Genomic DNA, 24,450 nt, shown 5'->3' on the forward strand with positions numbered 1-24,450 from the left:
TTGTCAGCCTGATATATCCGTCCTATTTCAAGCTGCATGTGTGCGGTGCAAAACGATCGCGTTTTGCCCTGCAAGCCGAATTATTTAAGTTATTAATCAGTCACATCCGTCATGATTTTATCTGATACTTTCGAGCATTAGGGAGTGATAAGAATGTCAATACGTCGTCTGGGGTTATCTGTTGCTACGGCAGCACTGTTGTTTTCCGGTGTGGCCTCGGCGGCTACCGAATTATTAAACGTGTCTTACGATCCGACGCGTGAACTGTATCAGCAATACAATGCGGCGTTTATTAAGCATTGGAAAGCGACCACCGGTGAAGATATCACCATCAAAAACTCGCACGGTGGCTCTGGAAAGCAGGCGCGTTCGGTGATTGACGGCTTGCAGGCTGATGTGGTGACGCTAGCGCTGGCCGGTGATATTGATGCATTAAACCTGAATCAACAGCTGATCGATCCTAAGTGGCAGGCGCGTTTGCCTGACAACAGCACGCCTTATACCTCCACCATCGTTTTTCTGGTGCGTAAAGGTAATCCAAAGCAAATTAAAGACTGGAACGACCTGGTGAAGCCGGGCGTTGAAGTGATCACGCCAAACCCGAAAACCTCTGGTGGCGCGCGTTGGAACTTCCTGGCCGCGTGGGCGTATGCCAAAGCGCAACCGGGCGGCAATGATGAAACTGCGCTGAAATTTGTGACTGAGCTATATCGTCATGCACCAGTACTGGACACCGGTGCGCGTGGGGCAACCATTAGCTTTGTACAACGTCAGTTAGGCGATGTGCTGCTGGCATGGGAAAACGAAGCGTACCTGTCTCTGCAAGAGCAGGGTGGCGATCAGCTTGAGATCGTCACACCATCTCTGTCGATTCTGGCGGAACCGCCGGTTGCCGTTGTCGACAAAGTCGTTGAGCGCAAGGGAACGCAGAAACAGGCTGAAGCTTATCTGCAATATCTCTACAGCGATGAAGCGCAGCGCATCATCGGTAAAAATTTCTACCGTCCACGCAACGCCAAGATTGCCGAAGAGTTTAAAGATCAGTTTGCCCCAGTGAATCTGGTGACGATCGATAAGGATTTCGGCGGCTGGAAAGCGGCACAGGACAAATTCTTTAACGATGGCGGCGTGTTCGACGCAATCTTTAAAGAGATCAATAAGTAAGTTTTAACGTCTGACGGATTAAGGCCGCTATCACCTAGCGGCTTTTTTCAGGTTCAAAGGCTGGCGACAGCGTAATACTGGTCACTTAAGCTCATGTATCTCGATGCTTAAACGATCGGCATTAGTGGATAGCAGCCTTAAACCTTCCGTCAGGTAGCGCGTGTCGGCAAGCAGTTGTTGGCTGGGTAGTGAGTATGAAAATTAAAGGCACGGTATGTCACAGCGTTCTTCCTCAGTGATTCCCGGTTTCGGGCTAACGTTAGGGTTTAGCCTGAGCTATTTAGGATTAATTGTCCTCATTCCGTTGGCGGGGATGTTTTTATATGCCAGCCAACTAACGTTCGGCCAGTTTTGGGATCTGATAACCAGCCGTCAGGTGCTTTTCTCCCTGCGGCTTTCGTTTGGTACGGCGCTGGCGGCGGCGTTTATTAACGGTATTCTCGGGACGTTGCTGGCCTGGGTGCTCGTGCGCTATACCTTTCCCGGCCGTAAAGTGATCGATGCCATGATCGATATGCCCTTCGCGCTGCCAACCGCAGTCGCGGGGATAGCCCTGACGGCGTTGTATGCGCCGAATGGCCTGATTGGCTCGCTGTTTCCGTTCAAAATTGCCTACACCGGCATTGGCATCACGCTGGCGCTTATTTTCGTCACGCTGCCTTTTGTGGTCAGAACGCTGCAACCGGTACTGGCCGATATTCCCAAAGAAGTCGAAGAGGCCGCCGCCTGCCTGGGCGCACGTCCGCTTCAGGTTTTCCGCCATGTCTTGCTTCCTGCGCTGTTACCGGCGTGGCTGACGGGCTTTGCGCTAGCCTTTGCCCGCGGCGTTGGCGAATACGGCTCCGTGGTATTCATCGCGGGGAACATTCCGTTTAAAACCGAAATCCTGCCGCTGCTGATCGTCTCCAAGCTCGATCAGTATGACTACAAAGGAGCAACCGGGATCGGCGTGTTCATGCTGCTGGTTTCTTTCATTATGCTGCTGCTGATTAACGTGTTGCAGCGCCGCATTCAACCGAAACTGTAAGGGCTGGTCGTCATGGAACAGGTTATTTCCACTCAGGCCAACGCGGCTAAAAGAAAAAAACAGCCCGCCGCCTATTACATTCTGGTTTCACTCGCGTGGGTCGTCTTTTTCCTGATTCTGGTGCTGCCGCTGATGATGGTAGTCACTCAGGGGCTGGATAAAGGCGTCGGCGCATTTTGGGATGCGATTACCGAACCGGATGCGATTTCCGCACTTAAGCTGACGCTGCTTGCGACCGTCATTTCCGTGCCGTTAAACGTGGTGTTCGGGCTAGCGACGGCGTGGTGCGTGACGAAATTCGAGTTTCGCGGCAAGAGCTTTCTGCTAGCGCTGATCGATTTGCCGTTTTCCGTTTCCCCCGTGGTCGCGGGGCTGGTGTATGTGCTGCTGTTTGGGGCGCAAAGCAAGATTTATCCCTTCCTGCTTGAACACGATCTGCAAATTGTTTACGCCGTGCCGGGCATCGTGCTGGCGACAATTTTCGTCACGCTGCCTTATGTTGCCCGTGAGTTGATTCCGCTGATGGAAGAACAGGGTTCGCAGGAAGAAGAAGCCGCACGTCTGCTAGGGGCGAACGGCTGGCAAATGTTCTGGCATATCACGCTGCCGAATGTGAAGTGGGCGCTGATCTACGGCGTGGTGCTGTGTACCGCACGCGCGATGGGGGAGTTTGGCGCCGTTTCCGTCATTTCCGGCCATATTCGCGGCCTGACGAACACGCTGCCGCTGCATATCGAAATTCTTTATAACGAGTACAACATCGTTGCGGCCTTCAGCGTGGCGATTCTGCTGCTGATCATGTCGCTGGTGGTGCTGTTACTGCGCCAGTGGAGTGAAGGTCGTTTGACGAAGCAAATACAGAAACAACAGGAGTTGGCCAAAAATGAGCATTGAGATTCGCAATATTAATAAACAATTTGGCCAGTTTCGGGCGCTGAACGAGATTAATTTGTCGATCCACAGCGGTGAGCTAGTGGCCTTGCTGGGGCCATCGGGCTGCGGTAAGACAACGCTGCTGCGCATTATCGCCGGGCTGGAACAGCCGGATAGCGGCAGTATTATTTTCCACGGTCAGGATGTGTCCGTCCACGACGTGCGCAAGCGCAACGTGGGGTTTGTATTCCAGCACTACGCGCTGTTCCGCCATATGACGGTGTTCGATAACGTCGCGTTTGGGCTGCGAATGAAGCCGAAAAATATCCGGCCGTCGAAGAGTGATATCGAAAAGAAAGTGCATGAGCTACTGAATCTGGTGCAACTGGACTGGTTGGGGGATCGCTATCCTGAGCAGCTTTCCGGCGGTCAGCGGCAGCGTATTGCGCTGGCGCGTGCGCTGATTGTTGAACCTAGCATTCTGCTGCTGGATGAACCTTTTGGCGCACTGGATGCCAAGGTGCGTAAGGAACTGCGCCGCTGGCTGTCTCAGCTGCATGAAGATATCGATCTGACATCGGTATTTGTTACGCACGATCAGGAAGAAGCGATGGAAGTGGCCGACCGCATCGTGCTGATGAACAAAGGGGTGATTGAACAAATTGGCACGCCAGCGGAAGTGTATAACAACCCGGCCAGCGAATTTGTTTACCATTTCCTTGGCGACAGCAACCGGTTGAAAGTGGCGCAGACGGAAGAGACGATTCTGTTCCGTCCTCATGAAGTGTCGTTATCCGTTCAGGCGCAGGAAGGTTATCAGGCGGTGACGGTACGCGATATTCGCCCACTCGGTGCGTTAACGCGCCTGTCGTTGAAGCTGGGTGAACAGTCGGAACTGATTGAAGCGGAAGTCGCAAAAGACGATGCAAGCCTGCAAGGACTACAGAAAGGCGATGTGATTCAGTTCAAACCCAAGCGCTATAGTCACGATTGGGAAATCTGATCGGTCGATGATTGAAACAAAAAACCCGCGAAATTCGCGGGTTTTTGCTTTTATCGGAAAGGCTCGCCGTATGGCAAGGATTAGCGATAAGCGGGATTAGAGGCAACAGAGTAGCGGCCGCTGCCCACCAGCATGATGATAATGCCAGCGAAGAAATAGAGTGCTTCTACTTCCAGTGCCCAGGCGCCAACGTTAGTTAGGGTGAAGAATTTACCCGTGCCAACCATCAGCGTAGCCACAACCAGCGTCAGCGCGGCAATCAGGCCGGAAATGCGGGTAAATACGCCCAGAATAATCAGAATCGGAGCAACGACTTCGCCCACGTAGACACCGTAAGCGATAAAACCTGGCAGGCCTGCGCCTTGCAGCATCTGTACGATCCAGCCTACACCGTGCTCAATTTTTGCTACGCCGTGAAACAGCAGCAGAATACCCACGGTTAAACGCAGTAAAAGTTTACCTGCATCAGGATGATCGGTTAAACGCGTGAACCACTGATTCAACTGAGAAATCATAATAGACAACCTCATAAGTGAGCAAAAAGAGCTTATTGATAATGCGGCAGTGTCGTCGATTTAGGGGCTGAATAGAAAACCAATAAATTTGATATTTTCTGTCAAAAAATTACGTGAACATGATAAATGCAGAATAAGCATAGCACCGCGATTGCGGCGGGCTAACGGTAGATGAGCGTTTTAACCCCCATCATGTCGTTGATGTGTGAGAGGAGGAAATGGCAGCGCAGAACATCACGCTGCCGTATCGGCTACCTTGTGCTTCAATAGTCAATCGAGTAAGTCAGAGCGAACGTGCGGCCTTGCGCTGGCAGGCTGGAGAGCTTGCCATAGGTGGCTTCGGCCTGTTGGCTGTAGACGGTTTTATAGTCACGATTGGCCAGATTGTAGATGCCAAAGCCGACTTGGCCGCCCAGCAACGGAGCGTGAGCGATGAGGTCGAACACGGTATAGCCCTGAATTTTTGCTGCTGGTGTGGAGCGGATGCTCGAGCTGACGGCAGCGGATTTGGCGTCATTATAAGCGCGGTCAGTTCCGCCGACGGTCAGGGATTGCAGACGTACTCCGTATCCATTGGCGAATGTCCAGTCGCTGTATAACGTGGCTTTCAGCGGTGAGACACGGAACGCATTCAGTTCGCGCCATTCGCCAGCGGCGTCTTTATATTCGCCCCGGGTATAGGCAAGCGTGCCGCCAACGTTCCAGCTTTCGGACAGCGGGTATTGCAGGTTGCCTTCCATGCCCCAAATACGTTCGTCGGTGTCGGCTACTGACACGCTATAGTCACGGTTGAACTGCACCACCTTATCGGACGTGTTGTAGAACGCGGTAACGCCAGCATTCAGGCCACGGTTATCCCTCATGCGCCAACCAAGTTCATAGTTGTTGACCTTGATGGAATCGATACTGTCGCCGTTAATGGTGAAGGTCGCCGGTACGTCGCGCAACATGCGCTGTGTGTCGGGCAGGCTGAAGCCTTGGGAAAAGTTGGTGAATAACTGATGGGTATCGGTCAACTGGAACACCAGCCCCAGGTTATACAACGTTTCCCCATGCTTCACTTGACCACCTTCGAGCTGCCTGGCCTGATAGCCGGCTACCCTATCCGCAGTGATGGCCTCGCTGTAGGGCGTTGAGGTGGAAACCTTGTTGCGGATGGTCTCGTGGCGCAGACCTGCCTGTAGGTTAAGACGTTGAGTCAGCGCATAGTCCGATTGCAGGAATAGACCAGTTTTGTCCACCTTAACATCTGGGCCCATGGCGTAACGGTTTTCGGCTTGATAGCGCAAGCCGTTACTGGCGATGAAGGTGTTGAGGCCGTAGGATTGCCCACTCTGGCTGTCTTTTTCCTGTTCGTAGTCAAGACCATAGGTTAACTGTAGATCTCGTCCTGCCAGGCTCATGTTTTTTTGCAATGCGGTACGCACTCCCCAGACATCAATATCCGTATTGGATTGCATTGCCACATAGGTGCTGCCGCCAGGCAGCGCTGAGTGCGTTACTGCGGAGACAGAAGGGAACCAGCGTGATTGCTCTTTGCGGTAATAGGCTTCGGCCGTCAACTGCTGGCCGCCCAGTATGTCCCGATTCTGGTATTGGGTATTGAAGCCGTAATGCCGGGTACGGGGCTGGTCGTCAAGCTGTAACCCTTTGATGCCCTTGAGGCTGGGCTGAAAAGTCGCCGGAGTAAACAGCGCGGCCAGTCCGGGGCCATAATCAGGGCCGTAGTCGCTGTCTTGCTCATCATTGTAATACCTGAACGCGCCACTCAACTGCTGGTTATCATCCAGATTCCATGTCAGTCGGCTATTGAAATCGAGACTGGTCGTGTCCTGGCGATCGGTTTGGGCGATTTCCGGCCCGATCCGATTCCCGTGGGCATCGCGTATGTCCCCTTGCGCGGTATAGTTCAGCCCGGCAAAGCCGCTGATGTCATCGTTATGGAAAGAAGCGGTTTGCGTACCGCTGTAGGCCATACCTGATTTAGACGGCCTATCTGCGCTTTTCAAGCCAAATTGGCTGCTGAAAGCATAAGGTTCATCATCGGCATTACGGGTGATGATATTGATAATACCGCCCGTAGCGCCTGCGCCGTAGAGGCTTGTGGCGCCAGATACGACTTCGACACGTTCGATCATTGTCGGTGAGATGCTGTTGAGCTGCCGCGAACCGTCACGCGAACCGGTCAGCGGTACGCCGTCGATCATGACCTGTACCGTGCGCCCGCGCATGGTCATACCGTAGTTACTGGTGGTCCCGGAAGCGGTAGCCAGGCCAGGTACTAACTGACCGAGAATATCGGCAGTAGACCTGCCTGCTGAGGATTGTCTGGCGATATCTTCGCGTTCGATGCTGTAAACCGTTCCGGCGATGTCGGCAATGTTTTTCACCGAGCGGGCCGCCGTTACCGTCATGATATCGGTGTCCTGCGTCTGGCTGCGAGTTTGCTGCACGGGGGGCTCGGTCTGTGCATACACCTGAGCGCTGATGGCCAGACTCAAGAAAGTTACCCGCGCGGGGGGCGCAAGATATCGCATAATGTCTCCTGAATAACTGAATGATAAGGGTTAAATGGTTTTGGTCAGATGTTGTCTGATGAGCGGTCGGCACAGCAGAACGCTAAGTAGCGACAGCACGCCGAGCAGCAGATAATAAGCGCCATAGCCGAGCCCTGCGGCGAGAAAGCCGGAAAGCGAACCGCCAAGGAAAAACACCAGAAGTTCAAAGCACACCAGCACAGTGAAGTCGGTGCCTGCCTGTCGACGGGAGCACAGGCGCATGAACAGCGCATAAAGACTGGTCATCGCCATGTAGCGGATCGCCAGCATGACGATGACCAGCGTGCCGAGCCAAAATCCTGAAGTCATGTCTGAGCCGCTGTAGATCAGCGCGGCGAGCAACAGATAGACGCCACTGCGCAACCAGCCAGCACGAACCAGCAGCATGTCGGACGAGTAACGCTTGAGCGCCCACGCGGTGATGATGGCACTCAGCAACCCGACTCCCGCCCCAGCCACTGACATCAAAAGGCCGATTTCCACCAGTGTCCATTGCTGATCGACCAGCAGCGGATTAAGCATTGCCATGGCGGGGGCTTCAACCAGTCGGTAAAGCAGAATGAGCAGTAAAGCCCAACGTATTTCATGACGCTTGAACGTATTAGCGAAACTCGGGCGTTCGGATGCCGGAGATACTTGAGGACGTTCATTAATCCAGGTGACGGCGATCATGGTCAGCGTCGTCAATACCGCCAGAGACAGCAAGGCGCTGCGCCAGCCGTACAACTGATACAGCAACAGGATGCCTGCTCCGCCGATCATGCTGCCCAGCGCCACGCCGATGCTTTGCGCCATGCTGCCAAGGCGATGCTCGGATTCTGCCAGTGATTCCACCGTATAGCCGTCGATGGCGATATCCTGTGTGGCAGCCCAGGTCGAGATCCATAACCCAATCAGTACGAAGGGAAGCAAGCCATAATCCAATCCTGTGAACGCCAGAACCACTACACCGCCTGCCAGTGCGAGTTGCGTCAGCCATAACCAGGTGCGACGACGCCCCAGCACAGGCAGATAGTAACGGTCAATTAACGGTGCCCAGATAAATTTGCAGGCCCAAGGCAGATAAAGCAGTGAAAGCATGCCTATCCAGCGCAGATCCACCCCCTGGCTACGCAGAATGCTCGGCAGAGCGACGTTGTAGAAATACAACGGCAGGGCATGCGCTAAATAGAGAATCACGATCGCCGTCAGTCCTAATCGGCCGATCGGTGCGAACTCACTCGCTCGTTTCATCATTCACCCATGCCCATCATGCGTTCAGCAATCCAGTGATAGCCACTGGACTTCTCAAGAGTGACGAAGTACGGCACGCCCCAGGTTCGGTGCAGTGCGGGGACATCCAGACGAGCCTGTTCGGATGCGTCACGGGCAATGCGCACCAGACCACGGCAGTAGCGCTGAAACGCGGGTTTGTGCTGGCGATACCAGAATGCCTGAATGGATCGGTAATCGGGGGCGAACTCGGTGTGCGCGAGTGTGCTGGCGATGAAGAAAAAGGGTTGTTTCGATTCGAGAAGATGCTCGATGCACGCCAGCCATTCGCGTATTTCCTCAGCGCTGACGTTTTCCTGAAACACCGCGTCGACCAGCGCGGTTTGCGTGACACGTAAAACCATGTGTTGTTACCCTTGAAATGAAAAACGTCACAGACCTTAGACAGTCGATTGCCGTCATGTTACAAATGAGAATACTTCTAATTCAAATCGTTCGCTTAGGCTAAAAAAAGAAAAAGTTAGGCGCGACGATATTTATTCAGGTACGTTTCATGCGTGTATTCACCTGCGACCAATTAAGTCAGGCAGCCAGTGAACAGGGAGGAAAACTGCATTTCGGCCAGGAGTTGCCGAGCGACCAGCCGGTGTTGGCTGGCTGGCAGCGGATTCAGTCCTTGGGTAATGGTCTGGTGCTGTATCTGAGCCAGAGTGAAGACCTGATCGATGCTTTTAGTCAGAATTTGCTGTCACCGGGTATTACTGCCGCGTTTCTGCTTCAGGGACAAGCGGATGTGAGTCTGGCAGGTCAGCGTCTGCGTTTCGACGCCCATTCCGCCCGCCAGCGCGCAATGCTGGTTAATCTGACGGATAGCGATCAGTTTCAGCGTCATTGGCAGGCAGGCCGACGGGAAACCAAGATCTGCCTGAGTTTCAGTCCAATTTGGTTCGAACGGTTCGCCAACGATAGTGGTCTGTGCAGCAGCAGCTTGCTGCAATTCAGGCGTGCGCACTGGCAAAGCCTGTCCTGGCAACCCGCTCCGGATGTCCTGCAACGTGCTTGCCGACTGGCTTTCGACGATCGGTCTCCGGTTTCGCTTATCCAGCGTTTGCAATGCGAGAGTTTCGCGCTGGATCTGGCGACGGACATTTTACGAAGTATTGATGCATCGCCCCAGCAAAAGCGTTTTGGTGCTCATCTTGAATGCTGCCTGGTACGCTTGAAGGACTGGTTGGATAGCGGCGAAGCCGATCGCCTGAGTATCGGCCAGATGGCTAAGGCATTGGGGACTAATCCGGTTGATTTGCAGAATGGTTTTCGCACCCGTAACGGGATCACTATTGCTGCCTACCTGCGTAAGCATCGGCTGGAACGCGCCTATCAGGCGCTCCACCGACATGCCGTGTCTGTCGATGAAGCTGCCGCGCTGGCGTGCTATGAACATGTCAGTAGTTTCAGCGCCGCGTTTAAGAAGCAGTATGGATTCCCGCCTTCACAGGTCAGATAGGGTAGGGGGCAACCATCATCAGGTTGGGCAGCCCTCTATCTTCAATTTTTTTTCATTTTCATTTCGGTAATAAATAAAAGCAGGTGAGGCGTGCAGACTGACGTTACGTGGGTCTTGCATTTTCGCGTTAACGCAGACGAGATAGTCTCGTTTGCAAAACAGATGCAACAGATAATATTTGATGGATTTACTTCAGATAGGAATCACTTTGCGGAAGTGGTGGGTCGTGCAGGATTCGAACCTGCGACCAATTGATTAAAAGTCAACTGCTCTACCGACTGAGCTAACGACCCGCAGAAGTGGTGGGTGATGACGGGATCGAACCGCCGACCCCCTCCTTGTAAGGGAGGTGCTCTCCCAGCTGAGCTAATCACCCACTTCTGTACTACATTTACTTCGATGTTTACTTCAACTTCCAAATAAGAAGACCAGCTGGTATGAGATTGGTGGGTGATGACGGGATCGAACCGCCGACCCCCTCCTTGTAAGGGAGGTGCTCTCCCAGCTGAGCTAATCACCCAATCTCAAATCTTCTTACTCTACACAGCGAGACACTTTTACTTTCGTAAAGAGTGGTGGGTGATGACGGGATCGAACCGCCGACCCCCTCCTTGTAAGGGAGGTGCTCTCCCAGCTGAGCTAATCACCCCCGCTGTGTGGAGTCGCATTATAGGGATCCTTGAATGTGAGTCAACGCTTTTTAAAACTAAAATGATTGTTCGTTGCAAAATTAGTCAAGGCGTCGTATTTATCGCCGCCGGTGCTGCATCCTTGCGCAATTTAGCCTGTTATCTTGTTATTTCCTCCAGAATAAAAGCACGGGCGGCATGTTACGGCGTTGAGGAATCGAAGCAGAGTGATAGAATGTTGCCCACTTTTGTTCTTGAGCTTATGTCGGTCTGTGCCGACAGCCGTTGCGTAATAAGGCTGTAATCCCAAATGAAAATCAAAACTCGTTTTGCCCCTAGTCCTACTGGCTATCTTCACGTCGGCGGCGCTCGTACCGCACTTTACTCCTGGCTGTTTGCCCGTCATCAGGATGGTGAGTTTGTGCTGCGTATTGAAGATACCGATCTGGAGCGTTCAACCCAAGACGCGATTGATGCCATTATGGATGGTATGAACTGGCTGAGCCTGAACTGGGATGAAGGCCCGTACTACCAGACTAAACGTTTTGACCGTTACAACGCCGTTATTGATCAGATGCTGGAAAACGGTACGGCATATAAATGCTACTGCTCTAAAGAGCGTTTGGAAGCGCTGCGTGAACAGCAGATGGAAAACGGTGAAAAGCCGCGTTATGACGGCCATTGCCGTGGTTCTCATGAGCATCATGCTGATGATGAGCCACACGTCGTGCGTTTCCTTAACCCGCAGGAAGGCTCGGTCATCTTCAATGACCGCATTCGCGGGCCGATCGAATTCAGCAATCAGGAACTCGACGACCTGATTATTCGCCGCACTGATGGTTCACCGACCTACAATTTCTGTGTCGTTATCGATGACTGGGATATGGAAATCACGCACGTTATTCGTGGTGAAGACCATATCAACAACACGCCGCGCCAGATCAACATTCTGAAAGCGCTGGGCGCGCCGGTGCCGGAATATGCGCATGTGTCGATGATTCTGGGCGACGACGGTAAGAAATTGTCCAAGCGTCACGGTGCTGTGGGTGTAATGCAATACCGCGATGACGGCTATCTGCCGGAAGCGCTGCTGAACTATCTGGTGCGTTTAGGCTGGTCATCTGGCGATCAGGAAATCTTCTCTATTGATGAGATGAAGTCTCTGTTCTCGCTGGATGCCGTTAGCAAATCTGCGAGCGCTTTCAATACTGAGAAGCTGCAATGGCTGAACCATCACTATATTAACCATTTACCAGCAGAATACGTGGCAACGCATTTGTCATGGCATATTGAGCAGGCTGGAATTGATACCCGTACCGGGCCGCAGTTGAGTGAACTGGTTGGCCTGTTGGGCGAACGTTGCAAAACGCTGAAAGAAATGGCGGACTCTTGCCGTTATTTCTATGAAGATTTTGCTGAGTTTGACGCCGATGCTGCGAAGAAACATCTGCGTCCAGTTGCACGTCAACCGCTTGAGCTGGTACGTGAGAAACTGGCAGCGATTACAAGCTGGACTGCGGAGAATATCCACCACGCTATTCAGGGTACGGCGGACGAACTGGGTCAGGGCATGGGTAAAGTCGGTATGCCGCTGCGCGTTGCGGTCACGGGTGCAGGTCAGTCTCCGGGCGTTGACGTGACTGTGCATGCGATTGGTCAACAGCGTTCGCTGGCGCGTATTGATAAAGCGCTGGCGTTTATTGCCGAGCGTGAAGCGCAGCAGTAATCGCTATCGTGTAAGTAGCGTTATACAAAACGAGCCCCGGCCTGACAGCCGGGGTTTTTTTATTGTTTTATCGAGAACTGTTTTATCTGAGAACTGTGTTGCCTGATAACTATTGACCGGCGATCGCGACCGCTTTGCCGATGGCATCTGGGATCACGTCGCCGTGCCCTTTGCCGGGGAACAGAATAAAGTCAGTTTTTGTGCCTTGTTCGTTGAACTGTGCGACCAGCGTTTTTGCTCTTTCCACCATTTTTCTTTGGCTGAGTCGTTCTGCCCGTTTTTCATCGACGGGTTTACCCGCCTGCGTTTTGACAGGTTCATCCTCATTTGCCCCTGCTGTGACAGTAATTGACAATGGTGATGTGGAAAGGAGCGGCGTTCTGGTGGGAACTACAACGCCATTTCCCCACCAGATAGACGGGCTGGCGGCAACATAACGCTGGAAAGATTCGGTGTGGTTAAAAAGCGTATAGAGCGTAAATAGGCCGCCGAAAGAGTGCCCGGCCAACGTTTGTTTTTGCTTATTGACGGCATAGTTGGCTTCAATCCAGGGTTTTACCGTGGATTGCAGAAATTGGTAAAACGCCTCGGCTTCGCCGCCTGCGGCAAAATCTGGGTCGGTCATCGTTGTTGGCGGCGTGTAGTCGCGCGTGCGGGCGGGAACATCGTAAGGTTTATCGATCGGATAACCGACCGCGACAATCAGCGGTGCCGCGCCGTTTTTCGCGTTATAGCTGTTTACGGCAACAGGAAACTGGGCATTGCCATCCAGCATATACAGGACCGGATAGCCACCTTCTGGTGCGGGGTGGCGGGGAAGTGCGATGAAAAGTCGATAATCATGTTGCGCGTCGCTTTTCATCTCGACTTGCCTGATCTCAAATTGAGCTTTTGCTTGTTCGGTAATATCAGGAATGGTTGGCTGTGCCCGAACGGGCAAAATACCAGACGCAGAGACCATCAGAGAAAATACAATCATAGGAAAATAGCGCATGTGATGGGGCTTATAGTAGAAGGCAGAAGCGTAACGTAGAGTGATGATAATAAATCGCGTTATCGTTAGCAGCTTTTTATTGTGTTTGTGATGGGACAATATCGAAATTGTCGTCTGTTTTTTCTCACCTTTGGCGTCTTTTTCAGCGGTTAATCGGATTACCGGATTTAGCCGTTGACACTGTTAATCGGGTTTCATATTATGCGACCCGTTCGCACAGTACTTGCCTTCGCGGTGATGCTGTAAGATACGGGGCTATAGCTCAGCTGGGAGAGCGCTTGCATGGCATGCAAGAGGTCAGCGGTTCGATCCCGCTTAGCTCCACCAAACACTCCCTCTGTTTGGTTGATTATCACGAACATTCCACACAATGTGGGGCTATAGCTCAGCTGGGAGAGCGCTTGCATGGCATGCAAGAGGTCAGCGGTTCGATCCCGCTTAGCTCCACCAAATCATCGCATTACTTCTAACTCCATTCTTGTTTTTCAGTTTCTTTGTATTCAATCAACGTTTTTTCGTTTGCTTAATACTTTTATCAGCGATTCTTTGTAAACGACAGTTGGCTGCCTTCGTTTTTGAAGACAACCAAAGCGTCATCGTTTAAGCCTCTTCCGGGAGCCGTGGCGTCCAGTCGATTGGCGATAGCCCTTGCTGTTCCAGAAGCAGGTTAGCCTGCGAAAAATGTTTGCAGCCCAGGAAACCGCGGTGTGCAGATAGGGGGGAAGGGTGCGGCGATTTCAGAATATGGTGGCGGCGTTGGTCAATAATGTTGCCTTTTTTCTGTGCATGCGAGCCCCACAGCAGAAAGACCAGACCTTCCCGCTGCTCATTGAGTGCCGCAATGACGCGATCGGTAAACGTTTCCCAGCCCAGATTGGCATGTGAATGTGCCTGTCCGGCTTCAACGGTTAATACCGTATTGAGCAGTAAAACGCCTTGCTCTGCCCAGCTTTGTAGAAAACCGTGTCGTGGAATTTCAAATCCAGGGATGTCGTTCGCCAATTCTTTATAGATATTGGCCAGAGAAGGTGGAGCCGGTACGCCTGGGCGGACAGAAAATGACAGTCCGTGCGCCTGATTTGGGCCGTGATAGGGATCTTGCCCCAGAATGACGACTTTGACCTGATGCAGTTCAGTAAAGCGGAACGCGTTGAAAACATCCTTCTGCGGAGGATAGATGGTTTTACCCGCTGCACGTTCTTTCCCAACGAATTCAAGGGTGTTAATGAAGTAAGGCTGCTGCTTTTCTTGGGCCAGCACGTCATGCCAGGTGAGAGAGGTCGCCATCATGCACTCTTTTTTTACAGGTTGAATGGTGTTGCGGGTAGCTTACCGATCTATCGTGCCGAGGTAAAACCGTAACCGCCGTTCTCTGGACGAAAAGGGCTTCTTTTGAAAAAAAATTGAAAATTTACAAAAATATTTGCAACTTGGCGTTCTGGTAAAATTGATATAAAACAATAAATTGCCTTCGCGCGGTGGAGTTGTGTGGTTTTAAAATTGATTTAAGTCAAGGATGCCCAGCTATCAGGCTGGTATATAAGAAGGCAGATACAAACGGTTTTATACGATCGTTACGAAATTCGTCAATTTTTACCGATAACGATGTTAACTAAATCAGTTTTAACTAAGACAATAACACGCCGTTTTACGGAGGCAATTATGGTTACTGGTATTCAAATCACCAAGGCTAACGACAGCGCGCTGATCAATTCTTTCTGGTTGCTGGACGAAGAAAAATCACAGGCGCGTTGCGTGTGTGCTAAATCAGGTTATAGCGAAGATCAAATCGTTCCAGTGAGCGATCTGGGTCAGATCGAGTATCGTGAAATTCCGCTGGAAATCAAACCTGAAGTGCGTGTGGAAGGCGGTCAGCATTTGAACGTGAACGTTCTGCGCCGTGAGACGCTGGAAGATGCTGTTAAGCATCCAGAGAAATATCCACAGCTGACCATCCGCGTATCTGGCTATGCTGTGCGTTTCAACTCACTGACGCCGGAGCAGCAGCGCGACGTTATCGCCCGTACTTTTACAGAAAGTCTGTAAGCTGTTGTCCAAGCCTTAAACAAAAAGGGAGCCGAGGCTCCCTTTTTTTATGTCTCTATTTTATAGAAATTTTATTCGGCAGACGGTTCGTCGGTCTTCTGTGTAGGTTGACGGCGCTTACCGATATTTTTGCTATCGCGATGGCGAATCTTCACTTTAACCTTTTCTTTTTCCTTCTCTTTTTTCTCTTTCCGTTGAGCCAGCACTTTTTTCGACGGTTTCCCGGTGGTTTTAGCGCTTGGTGCTTTGGTCGTTGGGCGAAGCTCATCAATGACGCGCGGTTTTAGCGGTTCATTCAGGTAGCGGCTGATTTTTCCCAGCAGCAGATGATCGTGCGCTTCGACGAAAGAGATAGCACAGCCTTTACGGCCCGCGCGGCCAGTACGGCCGATACGGTGAAGATAGGTGTCCGATGTGCGCGGTAAATCGAAGTTAAAGACGTGGCTGACATCGTTAATGTCGATGCCGCGTGCCGCAACGTCAGTAGCAACCAGTACGTTTACGCGCCCGTCGCTCAGGCGTTTGATCGCTTCATTACGTTTGGCCTGCACCATTTCGCCTTCGAGATAGCAGGCGGTAATGCCTGCTTCACGCAGCCAAGCAACCAGCTCATGCACGCGCTCACGCTTGCGGACAAAGATGATAGAACGCGTCACGTCCGGCTGCTTTAGCTGATGGCAGAGCAGGGCAGTTTTGTGTTTGACGTCGTCAGCGCGGTAATACCACTGCAGAATTTTTTTACGTTCGCGACGTGATGGATCGGATTCGATTTCAACCGGCTCGTTGAGCAGACGCTCGGCGAAATCTTTGATCGCGTCCCCTTCCAGCGTCGCAGAAAACAGCAGCGTTTGCTTACGCCAGCGGGTTTCCCCGGCGATGTGTTCAATATCCTGAGCGAAGCCCATATCCAGCATTCTGTCCGCTTCATCCAGAATCAGCGTTTCTACTGCGCGGCAATCGAAGTTTTCTTCTTTGATGTATTGCAGCAGACGGCCGGTCGTTGCGACGACGACATCCTGATTTTCACTGAAGACTTCAGCATGGTTCATGTAGGCTACGCCGCCGGTGATCGTGGCGACATCCAGATGCGTATGTGCCGCAAATGCGCGCGCCTGATCGGCCACCTGCATGGCGAGTTCACGGGTTGGCGTGAGGATCAGAATACGAGGCGGACCTGATTTTTTACGAGGGAAATCGATAAGATGCTGCAAAACCGGCAGCAAATAGGCGGCGGTTTTACCGGTTCCTGTTGGCGCGGAACCCAGTACGTCACGGCCTTCCATCGCTGGTGGGATTGCCGCAGCCTGAATCGCGGTCGGGCGTTCGTAGCCCATGTCGCGCAGGGCGTCTAACAGGCTTTCATCAAGATCGAGCTCGGAAAAATTGGTTACAGTCATGGTCTACCTCTGTTTGGGGCGCCGATTATAGACGCATTGGCCGGGTTCTTCACCTGTTTAAGCAGACAACGGCGCTTTTCCTGTACTGACGTTTCACCTATGCTACTGCGGTTTGCGTTTGGAATCTTATTTTCATGAGTCATCAGGCTGATAATAAACTGACATTGCGTCGGGATGGATTTACCTTCAAGCAATTCTTTGTGGCGCACGATCGCTGTGCCATGAAGGTGGGAACCGACGGCATTTTGCTGGGCGCCTGGGTGCCGGTGTCCTCAGCTACACGGATTTTGGATATCGGCAGTGGTTCCGGCCTTCTCGCGCTGATGGCGGCGCAACGTTCTGAACCGCATGTTCGGATTGATGCCGTCGAACTGGATAGCGCAGCGAGCCAGCAGGCGAAGGAGAACACTGCCGCCTCGCCATGGGCCGGCAGAATCGCGGTCTATGCTGAGGATATTATCAGTTTTGCTGAGGCGCGAAGCGCCAGCTATTCGTTGATTATCAGTAATCCACCTTATTTCCCTCCGGGGATCGCGTGCGGCTCGACTGAGCGTGAGCAGGCGCGTTACACCACCTTGTTAACCCATGACGCACTGTTGCGCTGTGCGCATCAACTGCTGATGCCCGAAGGGCTTTTTTGCGTGGTGCTGCCCGTTCAGATTGCGGAGAAATTTATTCCACTGGCACAGCAGCATAACTGGTACGTTCACCAGCAGCTTCGCGTATCGGAACAGGAAGATAAACCCGCTCACCGCGTTTTGCTGGCGCTGTCTCGGCAGGAAAGAGAATGTGTGAATGCTTCGCTGGCAATTCGTGATGGCGAAAGACGTTACTCGACGGCTTTCCAACAGCTGACAAAAGATTTTTATCTCTTTATGTAGATGGCAGACGCCTTGTTGCTGCGTCTGCCTTGGCTGAGCAAATTATTTTTATAAACTACTTATTTTTATAAACTACGGCACCAGAATGGTGGGCGTTGGCATGTCGAATTGTTCTGGGTAGTCCAGGGTATAGTGCAGCCCGCGGCTTTCTTTTCTTTCCAGTGCGCAGCGGACGATGAGTTCGGCGACCTGCACCAGATTACGCAGCTCCAGCAGATTGTTGGAAATACGGAAGTGGGCGTAGTACTCATTGATTTCCTGCTGAAGCAGATGGATGCGGCGCTGTGCTCGCTCCAACCGCTTCGTCGTCCGCACGATCCCAACGTAATCCCACATAAACAGGCGCAGTTCGTGCCAGTTATGCTGGATCACTACCTGTTCATCGGAGTTGTCGACCTGGCTTTCATCCCAATCCGGTAATTTTTTCACCGCTTTGATTTGCGGTAAGCGCTGCAAGATATCCTCCGCGGCTGACCAGCCGTAAACCAGACACTCCAGTAATGAGTTGGATGCCATGCGGTTTGCACCGTGCAATCCGGTGTAGCTGACTTCGCCAATGGCATACAGGCCGTCAAGATCGGTTCGGCCGTGCTGATCGACCAGTACGCCACCGCAGGTGTAGTGTGCCGCAGGGACGATGGGGATCGGTTCACGCGTCAGATCGATGCCGAGAGATTGCAGCTTTTCATCGATGGTAGGGAAGTGCTGTTTGATGAATGCTTCGGGTTTGTGGCTGATATCCAGATACATGCAGTCTGCGCCAAGCCGTTTCATCTCATGGTCAATTGCGCGGGCGACCACATCACGCGGAGCCAGTTCGCCTCTGGCATCGAAATCGGGCATAAAACGTGTGCCGTCAGGACGTTTAAGGTACGCACCTTCACCGCGCAGCGCTTCCGTCAGCAGGAAATTTCGCGCCTGCGGGTGGAACAGACAGGTCGGGTGAAACTGATTGAATTCCAGATTCGCCACGCGGCAACCTGCGCGCCAGGCCATGGCGATGCCATCGCCAGAGGAAATATCAGGATTCGTGGTGTATTGATAAACTTTGGACGCCCCGCCAGTCGCCAGAACTACCGTTTTTGCCCGACAGGATTCGACGCGTTCCTGCTCACGATTCCAGATATAAGCACCGATAATACGGCGCGTACCGGGCAAACCCAGCTTATTTGAGGTAATCAAATCGACGGCGTTGCAGCGTTCCATAATCCGAATATTCGGATGGGATAGCGCTTTCTGCACCAGGGTGTTTTCCACTTCTTTTCCGGTTGCATCTGCCGCATGCAGAATTCGACGATGGCTATGTCCACCTTCGCGCGTGAGGTGATAGCGTTCTTCACCGCTGGTGCTGGTTTCGGTATCGAATAGCACGCCTTGTTCGATAAGCCATTGCACGCAGTGTTTGGCATTGCTGGCGATAAACTCAACGGCTTCCCGTTCACACAGGCCATCGCCAGCGATCAGGGTATCTTCGATATGGGAGTCAATCGTGTCGGTTTCATCGAAAACGGCTGCGATGCCGCCTTGAGCATAAAACGTCGCGCCTTCGTTGAGTGGGCCTTTGCTTAATACCGTCACGTTAGCCTGAGAAGCCAGACGCAGCGCCAGTGAAAGCCCGGCAGCACCGCTGCCAATGATTAAAACATCACAGACGTATTCAGTGGTCGTTTGCATGGTCGTGTCGTGGATGCAAAAAGAAGAGGAAATCCGATGTTAGCACCCAATGGTTGTTGCTGTATTGGTTTTTAGCCCCCTCTCTACGCTATAAATAAGCGAATAGCGGAACAGGGGGAATCGTGCGAATACCCCAGATTTATCGTATCATCCTCGGAAGAAGAGCGTAGAGCCTCAGATGACGACCATTTTTGATGAAGACAATGTTTGATATAGACAATGTGTGATGAAGAGAATGCGTCATGATACGCATCGCAAAGACGAGTAACGGCGCTAAGTAAAAGAAAAACGATGACGTGGAACTTTATTGGATGTCTTGATTCTAATGAGGAGCTTGCTCTAAACATGACTTATATAGCTGGCAGTACTATTTTACGCGTGGAGAACGGTTTGAGTAGAGATTACCTCGGATGAGCGAGCAACTGGCAGATCAGGTTCTGGTCGAGCGAGTCCAAAAAGGCGATCAAAAATCGTTTAACTTGTTGGTCGTTCGTTATCAGCATAAGGTAGCGAGTCTGGTATCGCGGTATGTTCCTCAGGGAGACGTGCCGGACGTGGTACAGGAATCGTTTATTAAAGCCTATCGCGCGTTAGAGTCATTCCGCGGCGATAGTGCGTTTTATACATGGCTGTATCGTATCGCAGTGAATACGGCCAAGAATTATCTGGTAGCTCAGGGGCGACGCCCGCCTTCCAGCGACATTGATGCCAATGACGCGGAAAACTATGAAAATGCGGGTGCACTGAAAGAAATATCGAACCCTGAGAATTTAATGTTGTCAGAGGAATTACGAAGCATCGTTTTCCGCACTATCGAGTCTTTGCCGGAAGATTTACGTTTAGCGATTACGCTGCGCGAATTGGACGGTTTAAGCTACGAAGAGATTGCCGTGATTATGGATTGTCCCGTCGGCACTGTTCGTTCTCGTATTTTCCGGGCGCGGGAAGCGATTGATAATAAAGTACAACCGCTTATTCAGCGCTAGCGAGCGTTTTCAGCTATCCGCATGACTAATGATGGATTTGACAAGGTAAGGGTGTCGGTATGCAGAAAGAGAAACTTTCCGCTTTAATGGATGGCGAAGCAGTAGATTCCGAACTGCTAAATGCATTGTCACGGGATGATGCGTTGCAGCAAAGTTGGCAAAGTTATCATCTAATTCGTGATGCGTTGCGTGGTGATGTCAGTGAAAACGTGATTCACCTGGACATCGCTTCTCGCGTTGCCGCCGCAATCGAAAAAGAACCTGTTCGTCTGGTTCCACAAGCGCAGCCTGAATCCCAGCCACAACCTGTCGAGTGGACGAAGATGCCGTTCTGGCACAAAATCCGCCCGTGGGGCAGTCAGCTGACGCAAGTCGGTGTCGCCGCCTGCGTATCTTTAGCGGTGATTGTCGGCGTACAAAATTATCAGCAGGGCAATGCATCCGAACATGTTGTGGAATCCGGCGTGTTCAGTACCTTACCTGCTATGGGCACCGCCTCTCCTGTGAGCCTGGGCGTGCCGTCAGAAAATGTTGCCCCTCACAGCGGACAGCAGAAGTCCGATATGCAGCGCAACCGCCTTAACGCCATTTTGCAGGACTACGAATTACAGCGTCGGCTGCATGCCGAACACGCTCTGCCGCAGGACGATCAGCAAGCGGCTATTCAGGTTCCCGGTACTCAATCATTAGGAACGCAGCCTCGGTAATGAAGCGTGTTTGGTCCGCCGCCTGTTTTCTGATTGGCAGTCTGTTTTATTCTACTTTCGCCCCGGCTCAGAATGTTGAGCCGGGCGCGTTGCTACAACAGATGAACAGCGCAGTTCGTTCTCTGAATTACGAAATTTCCTTTATCAACATTACCCTGCAAGGATTCGAGTCGGTACGGTATCGTCATGCCGTGGTCAACAACCGTTCCTTAGCGCAGCTGCTGTTTATGGACGGGCCGCGACGCGAGATCGTGCTGCGTGGTAATGAAGTTAGCTACTTCGATCCCGGTTTTGAGCCATTTACGCTTACCAGCGATCATATCGTTGACTCTCTCCCTTCTTTGGTCTTTGCCGATTTCCAGAAACTATCGCCTTATTATGACTTTATTCCTGCCGACGGACGGGTGCGTATTGCCGATCGTCTGGCATCAGGAATTCGGGTCATTTCACGCGATGGCACACGCTACAGCTATATGGTGTGGATTGATGCGGAATCGAAACTTCCATTGCGTATCGATTTACAGGATCGCAACGGTGACAAGCGGTTGGAACAGTTCTTAACGACATCGCTGATTGTTGATGATGATGTGGTTAGCGTGATGCGTCCGCTGGAAGGAATCAAACTTCCTCCTGTGTTACCCACGCCTGCCGCGGAAAAAGGTGATTTTACCTGGGAGCCAGAATGGTTGCCTGCTGGGATGAAAGAACTTTCACACAACAAAAAAGTATTGCCAGGCTCGTCCATTCCGATCGAAACTCGTCTGTATAGCGATGGTTTATTCAGTTTTTCCATTAACATTAGTCCGTCTTCTGATGTGAGTGAAGAACAGTCGCTGCTTACGGGGCGACGCTCCATTCATACTGTCATGAAAGGCAACCGCGAAATTACCGTCGTCGGAGATATTCCACCTTCTACGGCTAAACGGGTCGCTGACAGCATTATTTTGAAGGGGCAACCGTGATCAAAGAGTGGGCGACAGTGGTTTCATGGCAGGATGGCATCGCAGAGTTGCGGTGTGAGCCGAGCGCGGGGTGCGGCAGTTGTAAATCCCGTTCGTCGTGTGGAACTGGCTTATTAAGTCAGCTTGGGCTTTCTGCCGAAAATACGCTGTATGTCCCTTACGATCGACCTTTAGAAGTCGGACAAAAAGTCGAATTGGGGATTTCTGAGGGACGACTGCTGTTTTCTGCCGCTCTGGTTTACTTCGTTCCGCTGGTCGGGTTACTGATCGGTGCGGCGATCTGTCAAACGTTATTCGGCACCGATCTGGCCGCCGTTATTGGCGCACTGCTGGGCGGTGGGCTGGCGTTTATCGGCGTGAAGCGCTGGGCGAAGCGACTGGGTAAGAATAAGCGTTATGAGCCCGTTATCCTGCAAATTGCATTGCCTGGCACTCTCTTACAAAATTGACCTGCTTAACCGAGCGTAAATGGCGCACGGTGCGGAAACGTTGTCCACACGTAGATTGTCCACACGTAGATTGTTCACACGTTTGTGATTTTTCGACACGATGTTTACCACGTAATGACACTTTACTTCCTGCTTTCCTCTTGTTGTTCTGCTATTCCAAATAAAACCGTCATAATCAAGGGGAATGCACCGGACATGACTAGGTTTTCACGCCTCTCGCATGTAGAATGCTGCGATTCAGGTGGAATAACATCGCTGCTGTTTTCACCTATGCGCATGCCCATCGGCAAGAATTTCAGGAATATCAAGGTAGAAAAATTTTTATAATGAAGCATATACGAAATTTCTCCATTATTGCCCATATCGACCACGGTAAATCAACGTTATCTGACCGCATTATCCAGATTTGCGGCGGTTTGACCGAGCGTGAAATGGCTGCGCAGGTTCTGGATTCCATGGATCTGGAACGTGAACGTGGAATAACGATTAAAGCGCAAAGCGTAACGCTGGATTATAAAGCGCAGGACGGCCAAACCTACCAGTTAAACTTCATCGATACACCGGGGCACGTTGACTTCTCTTATGAAGTTTCCCGTTCGCTTGCTGCCTGCGAAGGCGCACTGCTTGTCGTTGACGCCGGGCAGGGTGTGGAAGCTCAAACGCTGGCTAACTGCTATACCGCCCTGGATATGAATCTGGAAGTGGTGCCAGTTCTGAACAAAATCGACCTGCCCGCTGCTGATCCGGATCGTGTCGCTCAGGAAATTGAAGACATTGTCGGCATTGATGCTACCGACGCCGTGCGCTGTTCCGCGAAAACCGGGATTGGCGTGCCGGATGTTCTGGATCGTCTGGTGCGTGATATTCCTCCGCCAGAAGGTAGCCCTGATGAGCCGCTACAGGCGCTCATTATCGACTCTTGGTTTGATAACTACCTTGGCGTTGTGTCGTTGGTTCGTATCAAAAACGGCACGATGCGTAAAGGTGACAAAATTAAGGTGATGAGTACCGGTCAGGTTTATAACGCTGACCGCCTTGGTATTTTTACACCGAAGCAGATCGACCGTGATGTCTTGAACTGCGGCGAAGTAGGCTGGCTGGTGTGCGCCATCAAAGATATTTTGGGTGCTCCGGTAGGGGATACCCTGACGCTGGCTCGTCAACCCGCTGAAAAAGCGCTGCCGGGCTTCAAGAAAGTCAAACCGCAGGTTTATGCCGGTCTGTTCCCGATTAGCTCTGATGACTATGAGTCATTCCGCGATGCGTTGGGCAAACTAAGCCTCAACGATGCCTCTCTGTTCTATGAACCAGAAAGTTCTACCGCGCTGGGCTTCGGCTTCCGCTGCGGCTTCCTGGGTCTGCTGCACATGGAGATCATTCAGGAACGTCTGGAACGTGAATACGACCTGGATCTGATCACCACGGCACCGACGGTGGTGTATGAAGTTGAGACGACGGCCAAAGAAACCGTTTATGTCGATAGCCCGTCCAAGCTGCCGCCGCTGAATAATATTCAGGAACTGCGCGAACCGATTGCCGAATGTCACATGCTGCTGCCTCAGGAATATCTGGGCAACGTGATTACGCTTTGTATCGAGAAGCGCGGCGTGCAGACGAACATGGTGTACCACGGTAATCAGGTTGCGCTGACCTATGAAATTCCGATGGCTGAAGTGGTGCTTGATTTCTTTGACCGCCTGAAATCAACGTCTCGTGGCTATGCATCGCTGGATTACAGCTTCAAGCGCTTCCAGACATCAGACATGGTGCGTGTTGATGTGTTGATCAACAACGAACGTGTGGATGCATTGGCGCTGATCACGCACCGCGATAATTCACAATATCGTGGCCGTGAACTGGTCGAAAAAATGAAAGATCTGATTCCTCGTCAGCAGTTTGATATCGCGATTCAGGCTGCGATTGGTAACCACATTATTGCGCGCTCTACGGTTAAGCAATTGCGTAAAAACGTACTGGCCAAGTGTTATGGTGGTGACGTCAGCCGTAAGAAGAAACTGTTGCAGAAACAGAAAGACGGTAAGAAACGTATGAAGCAGGTCGGCAACGTCGAGCTGCCGCAAGAAGCGTTTCTGGCAATTCTGCACGTCGGCAAAGACAGTAAATAAATTCTGAGGAGTTG

The 24,450-nt window shown here is 51.9% G+C and carries 22 protein-coding genes and 6 tRNA genes; 15 read left to right on the forward strand and 13 right to left on the reverse strand.

Annotated elements, in window-relative coordinates; all coding sequences use genetic code 11:
- Positions 1-159 precede the first annotated feature (159 nt).
- The 4 genes from R9X49_RS22685 to R9X49_RS22700 all read left to right on the forward strand — a co-directional run bounded on the left by R9X49_RS22685 (position 160) and on the right by R9X49_RS22700 (position 4,067).
- The gene (locus R9X49_RS22685; protein ID WP_369987577.1) at positions 160-1,164 is read left to right on the forward strand and encodes a sulfate ABC transporter substrate-binding protein; all 1,005 of its coding nucleotides are present in this window, start codon (positions 160-162) and stop codon (positions 1,162-1,164) included.
- Positions 1,165-1,378: 214 nt separating this feature from the next.
- The gene (gene cysT / locus R9X49_RS22690; RefSeq protein ID WP_010280704.1) at positions 1,379-2,191 is read left to right on the forward strand and encodes a sulfate ABC transporter permease subunit CysT; all 813 of its coding nucleotides are present in this window, start codon (positions 1,379-1,381) and stop codon (positions 2,189-2,191) included.
- Positions 2,192-2,203: 12 nt separating this feature from the next.
- The gene (cysW, locus tag R9X49_RS22695; protein ID WP_271876754.1) at positions 2,204-3,085 is read left to right on the forward strand and encodes a sulfate ABC transporter permease subunit CysW; all 882 of its coding nucleotides are present in this window, start codon (positions 2,204-2,206) and stop codon (positions 3,083-3,085) included.
- Complete coding sequence (locus R9X49_RS22700; protein ID WP_319850524.1) at positions 3,075-4,067, forward strand: sulfate ABC transporter ATP-binding protein; 993 nt, start codon at positions 3,075-3,077, stop codon at positions 4,065-4,067. The genes cysW and R9X49_RS22700 overlap by 11 nt, the downstream gene beginning before the upstream one ends.
- Before the next feature lie 80 nt (positions 4,068-4,147).
- On the opposite strand, the gene R9X49_RS22705 is transcribed toward R9X49_RS22700, so the two are convergent.
- The 4 genes from R9X49_RS22705 to R9X49_RS22720 form a co-directional block, all read right to left on the reverse strand.
- Positions 4,148-4,582 (reverse strand): DoxX family protein, encoded by a 435-nt coding sequence (locus tag R9X49_RS22705; protein ID WP_319850525.1) that lies wholly within the window; start codon positions 4,580-4,582, stop codon positions 4,148-4,150.
- A gap of 263 nt (positions 4,583-4,845) precedes the next feature.
- A complete protein-coding gene (locus tag R9X49_RS22710) occupies positions 4,846-7,119 on the reverse strand; it encodes a TonB-dependent receptor (protein ID WP_319850526.1) in 2,274 nt (757 codons plus the stop codon).
- Positions 7,120-7,149: 30 nt separating this feature from the next.
- Positions 7,150-8,376 carry an MFS transporter gene (locus R9X49_RS22715; RefSeq protein ID WP_319850527.1) on the reverse strand — a complete coding sequence of 409 codons (1,227 nt, stop codon included), beginning with the start codon at positions 8,374-8,376 and terminating at the stop codon, positions 7,150-7,152.
- On the reverse strand, positions 8,373-8,756 hold the full coding sequence (locus R9X49_RS22720) for a hypothetical protein (RefSeq protein ID WP_319850529.1): 384 nt from the start codon (positions 8,754-8,756) through the stop codon (positions 8,373-8,375). The genes R9X49_RS22715 and R9X49_RS22720 overlap by 4 nt, the downstream gene beginning before the upstream one ends.
- Before the next feature lie 149 nt (positions 8,757-8,905).
- Between R9X49_RS22720 and R9X49_RS22725 the strand changes: the two genes are divergently transcribed.
- A complete protein-coding gene (locus tag R9X49_RS22725; RefSeq protein WP_319850530.1) occupies positions 8,906-9,859 on the forward strand; it encodes an AraC family transcriptional regulator in 954 nt (317 codons plus the stop codon).
- Positions 9,860-10,076: 217 nt separating this feature from the next.
- Here the strand turns inward: R9X49_RS22725 and R9X49_RS22730 are convergent.
- The 4 genes from R9X49_RS22730 to R9X49_RS22745 form a co-directional block, all read right to left on the reverse strand.
- Positions 10,077-10,152 (reverse strand) — tRNA-Lys (locus R9X49_RS22730).
- A 7-nt stretch (positions 10,153-10,159) separates the two neighbouring features.
- A tRNA-Val gene (locus R9X49_RS22735) sits at positions 10,160-10,235 on the reverse strand.
- A gap of 68 nt (positions 10,236-10,303) precedes the next feature.
- Positions 10,304-10,379 (reverse strand) — tRNA-Val (locus R9X49_RS22740).
- Between the two features lie 53 nt (positions 10,380-10,432).
- A tRNA-Val gene (locus R9X49_RS22745) sits at positions 10,433-10,508 on the reverse strand.
- Between the two features lie 290 nt (positions 10,509-10,798).
- On the opposite strand from R9X49_RS22745, the gene gltX reads away from it, so the two are divergent.
- Positions 10,799-12,214, forward strand: a complete 1,416-nt coding sequence (gltX, locus tag R9X49_RS22750) for a glutamate--tRNA ligase (protein WP_319850531.1) — start codon at positions 10,799-10,801, stop codon at positions 12,212-12,214.
- Positions 12,215-12,323: 109 nt separating this feature from the next.
- Here gltX and R9X49_RS22755 read toward each other — a convergent pair whose 3' ends face one another.
- Positions 12,324-13,193, reverse strand: a complete 870-nt coding sequence (locus R9X49_RS22755) for an alpha/beta hydrolase (protein ID WP_319850532.1) — start codon at positions 13,191-13,193, stop codon at positions 12,324-12,326.
- A 266-nt stretch (positions 13,194-13,459) separates the two neighbouring features.
- Between R9X49_RS22755 and R9X49_RS22760 the strand changes: the two genes are divergently transcribed.
- Positions 13,460-13,535 (forward strand) — tRNA-Ala (locus R9X49_RS22760).
- A 47-nt stretch (positions 13,536-13,582) separates the two neighbouring features.
- Positions 13,583-13,658 (forward strand) — tRNA-Ala (locus R9X49_RS22765).
- A gap of 150 nt (positions 13,659-13,808) precedes the next feature.
- On the opposite strand, the gene ung is transcribed toward R9X49_RS22765, so the two are convergent.
- Positions 13,809-14,495 (reverse strand): uracil-DNA glycosylase, encoded by a 687-nt coding sequence (gene ung, locus R9X49_RS22770; RefSeq protein WP_319850533.1) that lies wholly within the window; start codon positions 14,493-14,495, stop codon positions 13,809-13,811.
- 375 nt (positions 14,496-14,870) lie between these two features.
- Here ung and grcA point away from each other — a divergent pair, with 375 nt between their 5' ends.
- Positions 14,871-15,254 (forward strand): autonomous glycyl radical cofactor GrcA, encoded by a 384-nt coding sequence (gene grcA, locus R9X49_RS22775; RefSeq protein ID WP_180743908.1) that lies wholly within the window; start codon positions 14,871-14,873, stop codon positions 15,252-15,254.
- A gap of 71 nt (positions 15,255-15,325) precedes the next feature.
- Here grcA and srmB read toward each other — a convergent pair whose 3' ends face one another.
- Complete coding sequence (gene srmB, locus R9X49_RS22780) at positions 15,326-16,651, reverse strand: ATP-dependent RNA helicase SrmB (RefSeq protein ID WP_319850534.1); 1,326 nt, start codon at positions 16,649-16,651, stop codon at positions 15,326-15,328.
- A 134-nt stretch (positions 16,652-16,785) separates the two neighbouring features.
- On the opposite strand from srmB, the gene trmN reads away from it, so the two are divergent.
- A complete protein-coding gene (gene trmN, locus R9X49_RS22785; protein ID WP_319850535.1) occupies positions 16,786-17,532 on the forward strand; it encodes a tRNA(1)(Val) (adenine(37)-N(6))-methyltransferase TrmN in 747 nt (248 codons plus the stop codon).
- A 72-nt stretch (positions 17,533-17,604) separates the two neighbouring features.
- Here the strand turns inward: trmN and nadB are convergent, their stop codons facing one another.
- The gene (gene nadB, locus R9X49_RS22790) at positions 17,605-19,206 is read right to left on the reverse strand and encodes an L-aspartate oxidase (protein WP_319850536.1); all 1,602 of its coding nucleotides are present in this window, start codon (positions 19,204-19,206) and stop codon (positions 17,605-17,607) included.
- A gap of 410 nt (positions 19,207-19,616) precedes the next feature.
- On the opposite strand from nadB, the gene rpoE reads away from it, so the two are divergent.
- From rpoE to rseC, 4 genes are read left to right on the forward strand one after another with little or no spacing between them, the layout of a single operon-like run.
- Positions 19,617-20,192 carry an RNA polymerase sigma factor RpoE gene (rpoE, locus tag R9X49_RS22795; protein ID WP_005973561.1) on the forward strand — a complete coding sequence of 192 codons (576 nt, stop codon included), beginning with the start codon at positions 19,617-19,619 and terminating at the stop codon, positions 20,190-20,192.
- Between the two features lie 59 nt (positions 20,193-20,251).
- Positions 20,252-20,899 (forward strand): anti-sigma-E factor RseA, encoded by a 648-nt coding sequence (gene rseA / locus R9X49_RS22800; protein ID WP_319850537.1) that lies wholly within the window; start codon positions 20,252-20,254, stop codon positions 20,897-20,899.
- Positions 20,899-21,861 carry a sigma-E factor regulatory protein RseB gene (gene rseB / locus R9X49_RS22805; protein ID WP_319850538.1) on the forward strand — a complete coding sequence of 321 codons (963 nt, stop codon included), beginning with the start codon at positions 20,899-20,901 and terminating at the stop codon, positions 21,859-21,861. Before rseA ends, rseB begins: the two co-directional genes overlap by 1 nt.
- Positions 21,858-22,310, forward strand: a complete 453-nt coding sequence (gene rseC, locus R9X49_RS22810; RefSeq protein WP_319850539.1) for a SoxR-reducing system protein RseC — start codon at positions 21,858-21,860, stop codon at positions 22,308-22,310. Before rseB ends, rseC begins: the two co-directional genes overlap by 4 nt.
- Before the next feature lie 122 nt (positions 22,311-22,432).
- Here the strand turns inward: rseC and R9X49_RS22815 are convergent, their stop codons facing one another.
- Positions 22,433-22,645: a hypothetical protein gene (locus R9X49_RS22815; protein WP_039284410.1), complete on the reverse strand. Its 213-nt coding sequence runs from the start codon at positions 22,643-22,645 to the stop codon at positions 22,433-22,435.
- Here R9X49_RS22815 and lepA point away from each other — a divergent pair.
- The gene (lepA, locus tag R9X49_RS22820) at positions 22,637-24,436 is read left to right on the forward strand and encodes a translation elongation factor 4 (RefSeq protein ID WP_015841245.1); all 1,800 of its coding nucleotides are present in this window, start codon (positions 22,637-22,639) and stop codon (positions 24,434-24,436) included. The genes R9X49_RS22815 and lepA overlap by 9 nt on opposite strands.
- Positions 24,437-24,450 lie beyond the last annotated feature (14 nt).

This window comes from Pectobacterium carotovorum (assembly GCF_033898505.1).
In the GTDB taxonomy this organism is placed as follows: domain Bacteria; phylum Pseudomonadota; class Gammaproteobacteria; order Enterobacterales; family Enterobacteriaceae; genus Pectobacterium; species Pectobacterium carotovorum_J.

What these genes read in the sequence shown, in the direction of transcription:
- cysT (WP_010280704.1), top strand. Translation starts at nt 1,379, where the DNA reads ATGTCACAGCGTTCTTCCTCAGTGATTCCCGGTTTCGGGCTAACGTTA.
- cysW (WP_271876754.1), top strand. Translation starts at nt 2,204, where the DNA reads ATGGAACAGGTTATTTCCACTCAGGCCAACGCGGCTAAAAGAAAAAAA.
- R9X49_RS22700 (WP_319850524.1), top strand. Translation starts at nt 3,075, where the DNA reads ATGAGCATTGAGATTCGCAATATTAATAAACAATTTGGCCAGTTTCGG.
- R9X49_RS22705 (WP_319850525.1), bottom strand. Translation starts at nt 4,582, where the DNA reads ATGATTTCTCAGTTGAATCAGTGGTTCACGCGTTTAACCGATCATCCT.
- R9X49_RS22710 (WP_319850526.1), bottom strand. Translation starts at nt 7,119, where the DNA reads ATGCGATATCTTGCGCCCCCCGCGCGGGTAACTTTCTTGAGTCTGGCC.
- R9X49_RS22715 (WP_319850527.1), bottom strand. Translation starts at nt 8,376, where the DNA reads ATGATGAAACGAGCGAGTGAGTTCGCACCGATCGGCCGATTAGGACTG.
- R9X49_RS22720 (WP_319850529.1), bottom strand. Translation starts at nt 8,756, where the DNA reads ATGGTTTTACGTGTCACGCAAACCGCGCTGGTCGACGCGGTGTTTCAG.
- R9X49_RS22725 (WP_319850530.1), top strand. Translation starts at nt 8,906, where the DNA reads ATGCGTGTATTCACCTGCGACCAATTAAGTCAGGCAGCCAGTGAACAG.
- gltX (WP_319850531.1), top strand. Translation starts at nt 10,799, where the DNA reads ATGAAAATCAAAACTCGTTTTGCCCCTAGTCCTACTGGCTATCTTCAC.
- R9X49_RS22755 (WP_319850532.1), bottom strand. Translation starts at nt 13,193, where the DNA reads ATGATTGTATTTTCTCTGATGGTCTCTGCGTCTGGTATTTTGCCCGTT.
- ung (WP_319850533.1), bottom strand. Translation starts at nt 14,495, where the DNA reads ATGGCGACCTCTCTCACCTGGCATGACGTGCTGGCCCAAGAAAAGCAG.
- grcA (WP_180743908.1), top strand. Translation starts at nt 14,871, where the DNA reads ATGGTTACTGGTATTCAAATCACCAAGGCTAACGACAGCGCGCTGATC.
- srmB (WP_319850534.1), bottom strand. Translation starts at nt 16,651, where the DNA reads ATGACTGTAACCAATTTTTCCGAGCTCGATCTTGATGAAAGCCTGTTA.
- trmN (WP_319850535.1), top strand. Translation starts at nt 16,786, where the DNA reads ATGAGTCATCAGGCTGATAATAAACTGACATTGCGTCGGGATGGATTT.
- nadB (WP_319850536.1), bottom strand. Translation starts at nt 19,206, where the DNA reads ATGCAAACGACCACTGAATACGTCTGTGATGTTTTAATCATTGGCAGC.
- rpoE (WP_005973561.1), top strand. Translation starts at nt 19,617, where the DNA reads ATGAGCGAGCAACTGGCAGATCAGGTTCTGGTCGAGCGAGTCCAAAAA.
- rseA (WP_319850537.1), top strand. Translation starts at nt 20,252, where the DNA reads ATGCAGAAAGAGAAACTTTCCGCTTTAATGGATGGCGAAGCAGTAGAT.
- rseB (WP_319850538.1), top strand. Translation starts at nt 20,899, where the DNA reads ATGAAGCGTGTTTGGTCCGCCGCCTGTTTTCTGATTGGCAGTCTGTTT.
- lepA (WP_015841245.1), top strand. Translation starts at nt 22,637, where the DNA reads ATGAAGCATATACGAAATTTCTCCATTATTGCCCATATCGACCACGGT.
- R9X49_RS22815 (WP_039284410.1), bottom strand. Translation starts at nt 22,645, where the DNA reads ATGCTTCATTATAAAAATTTTTCTACCTTGATATTCCTGAAATTCTTG.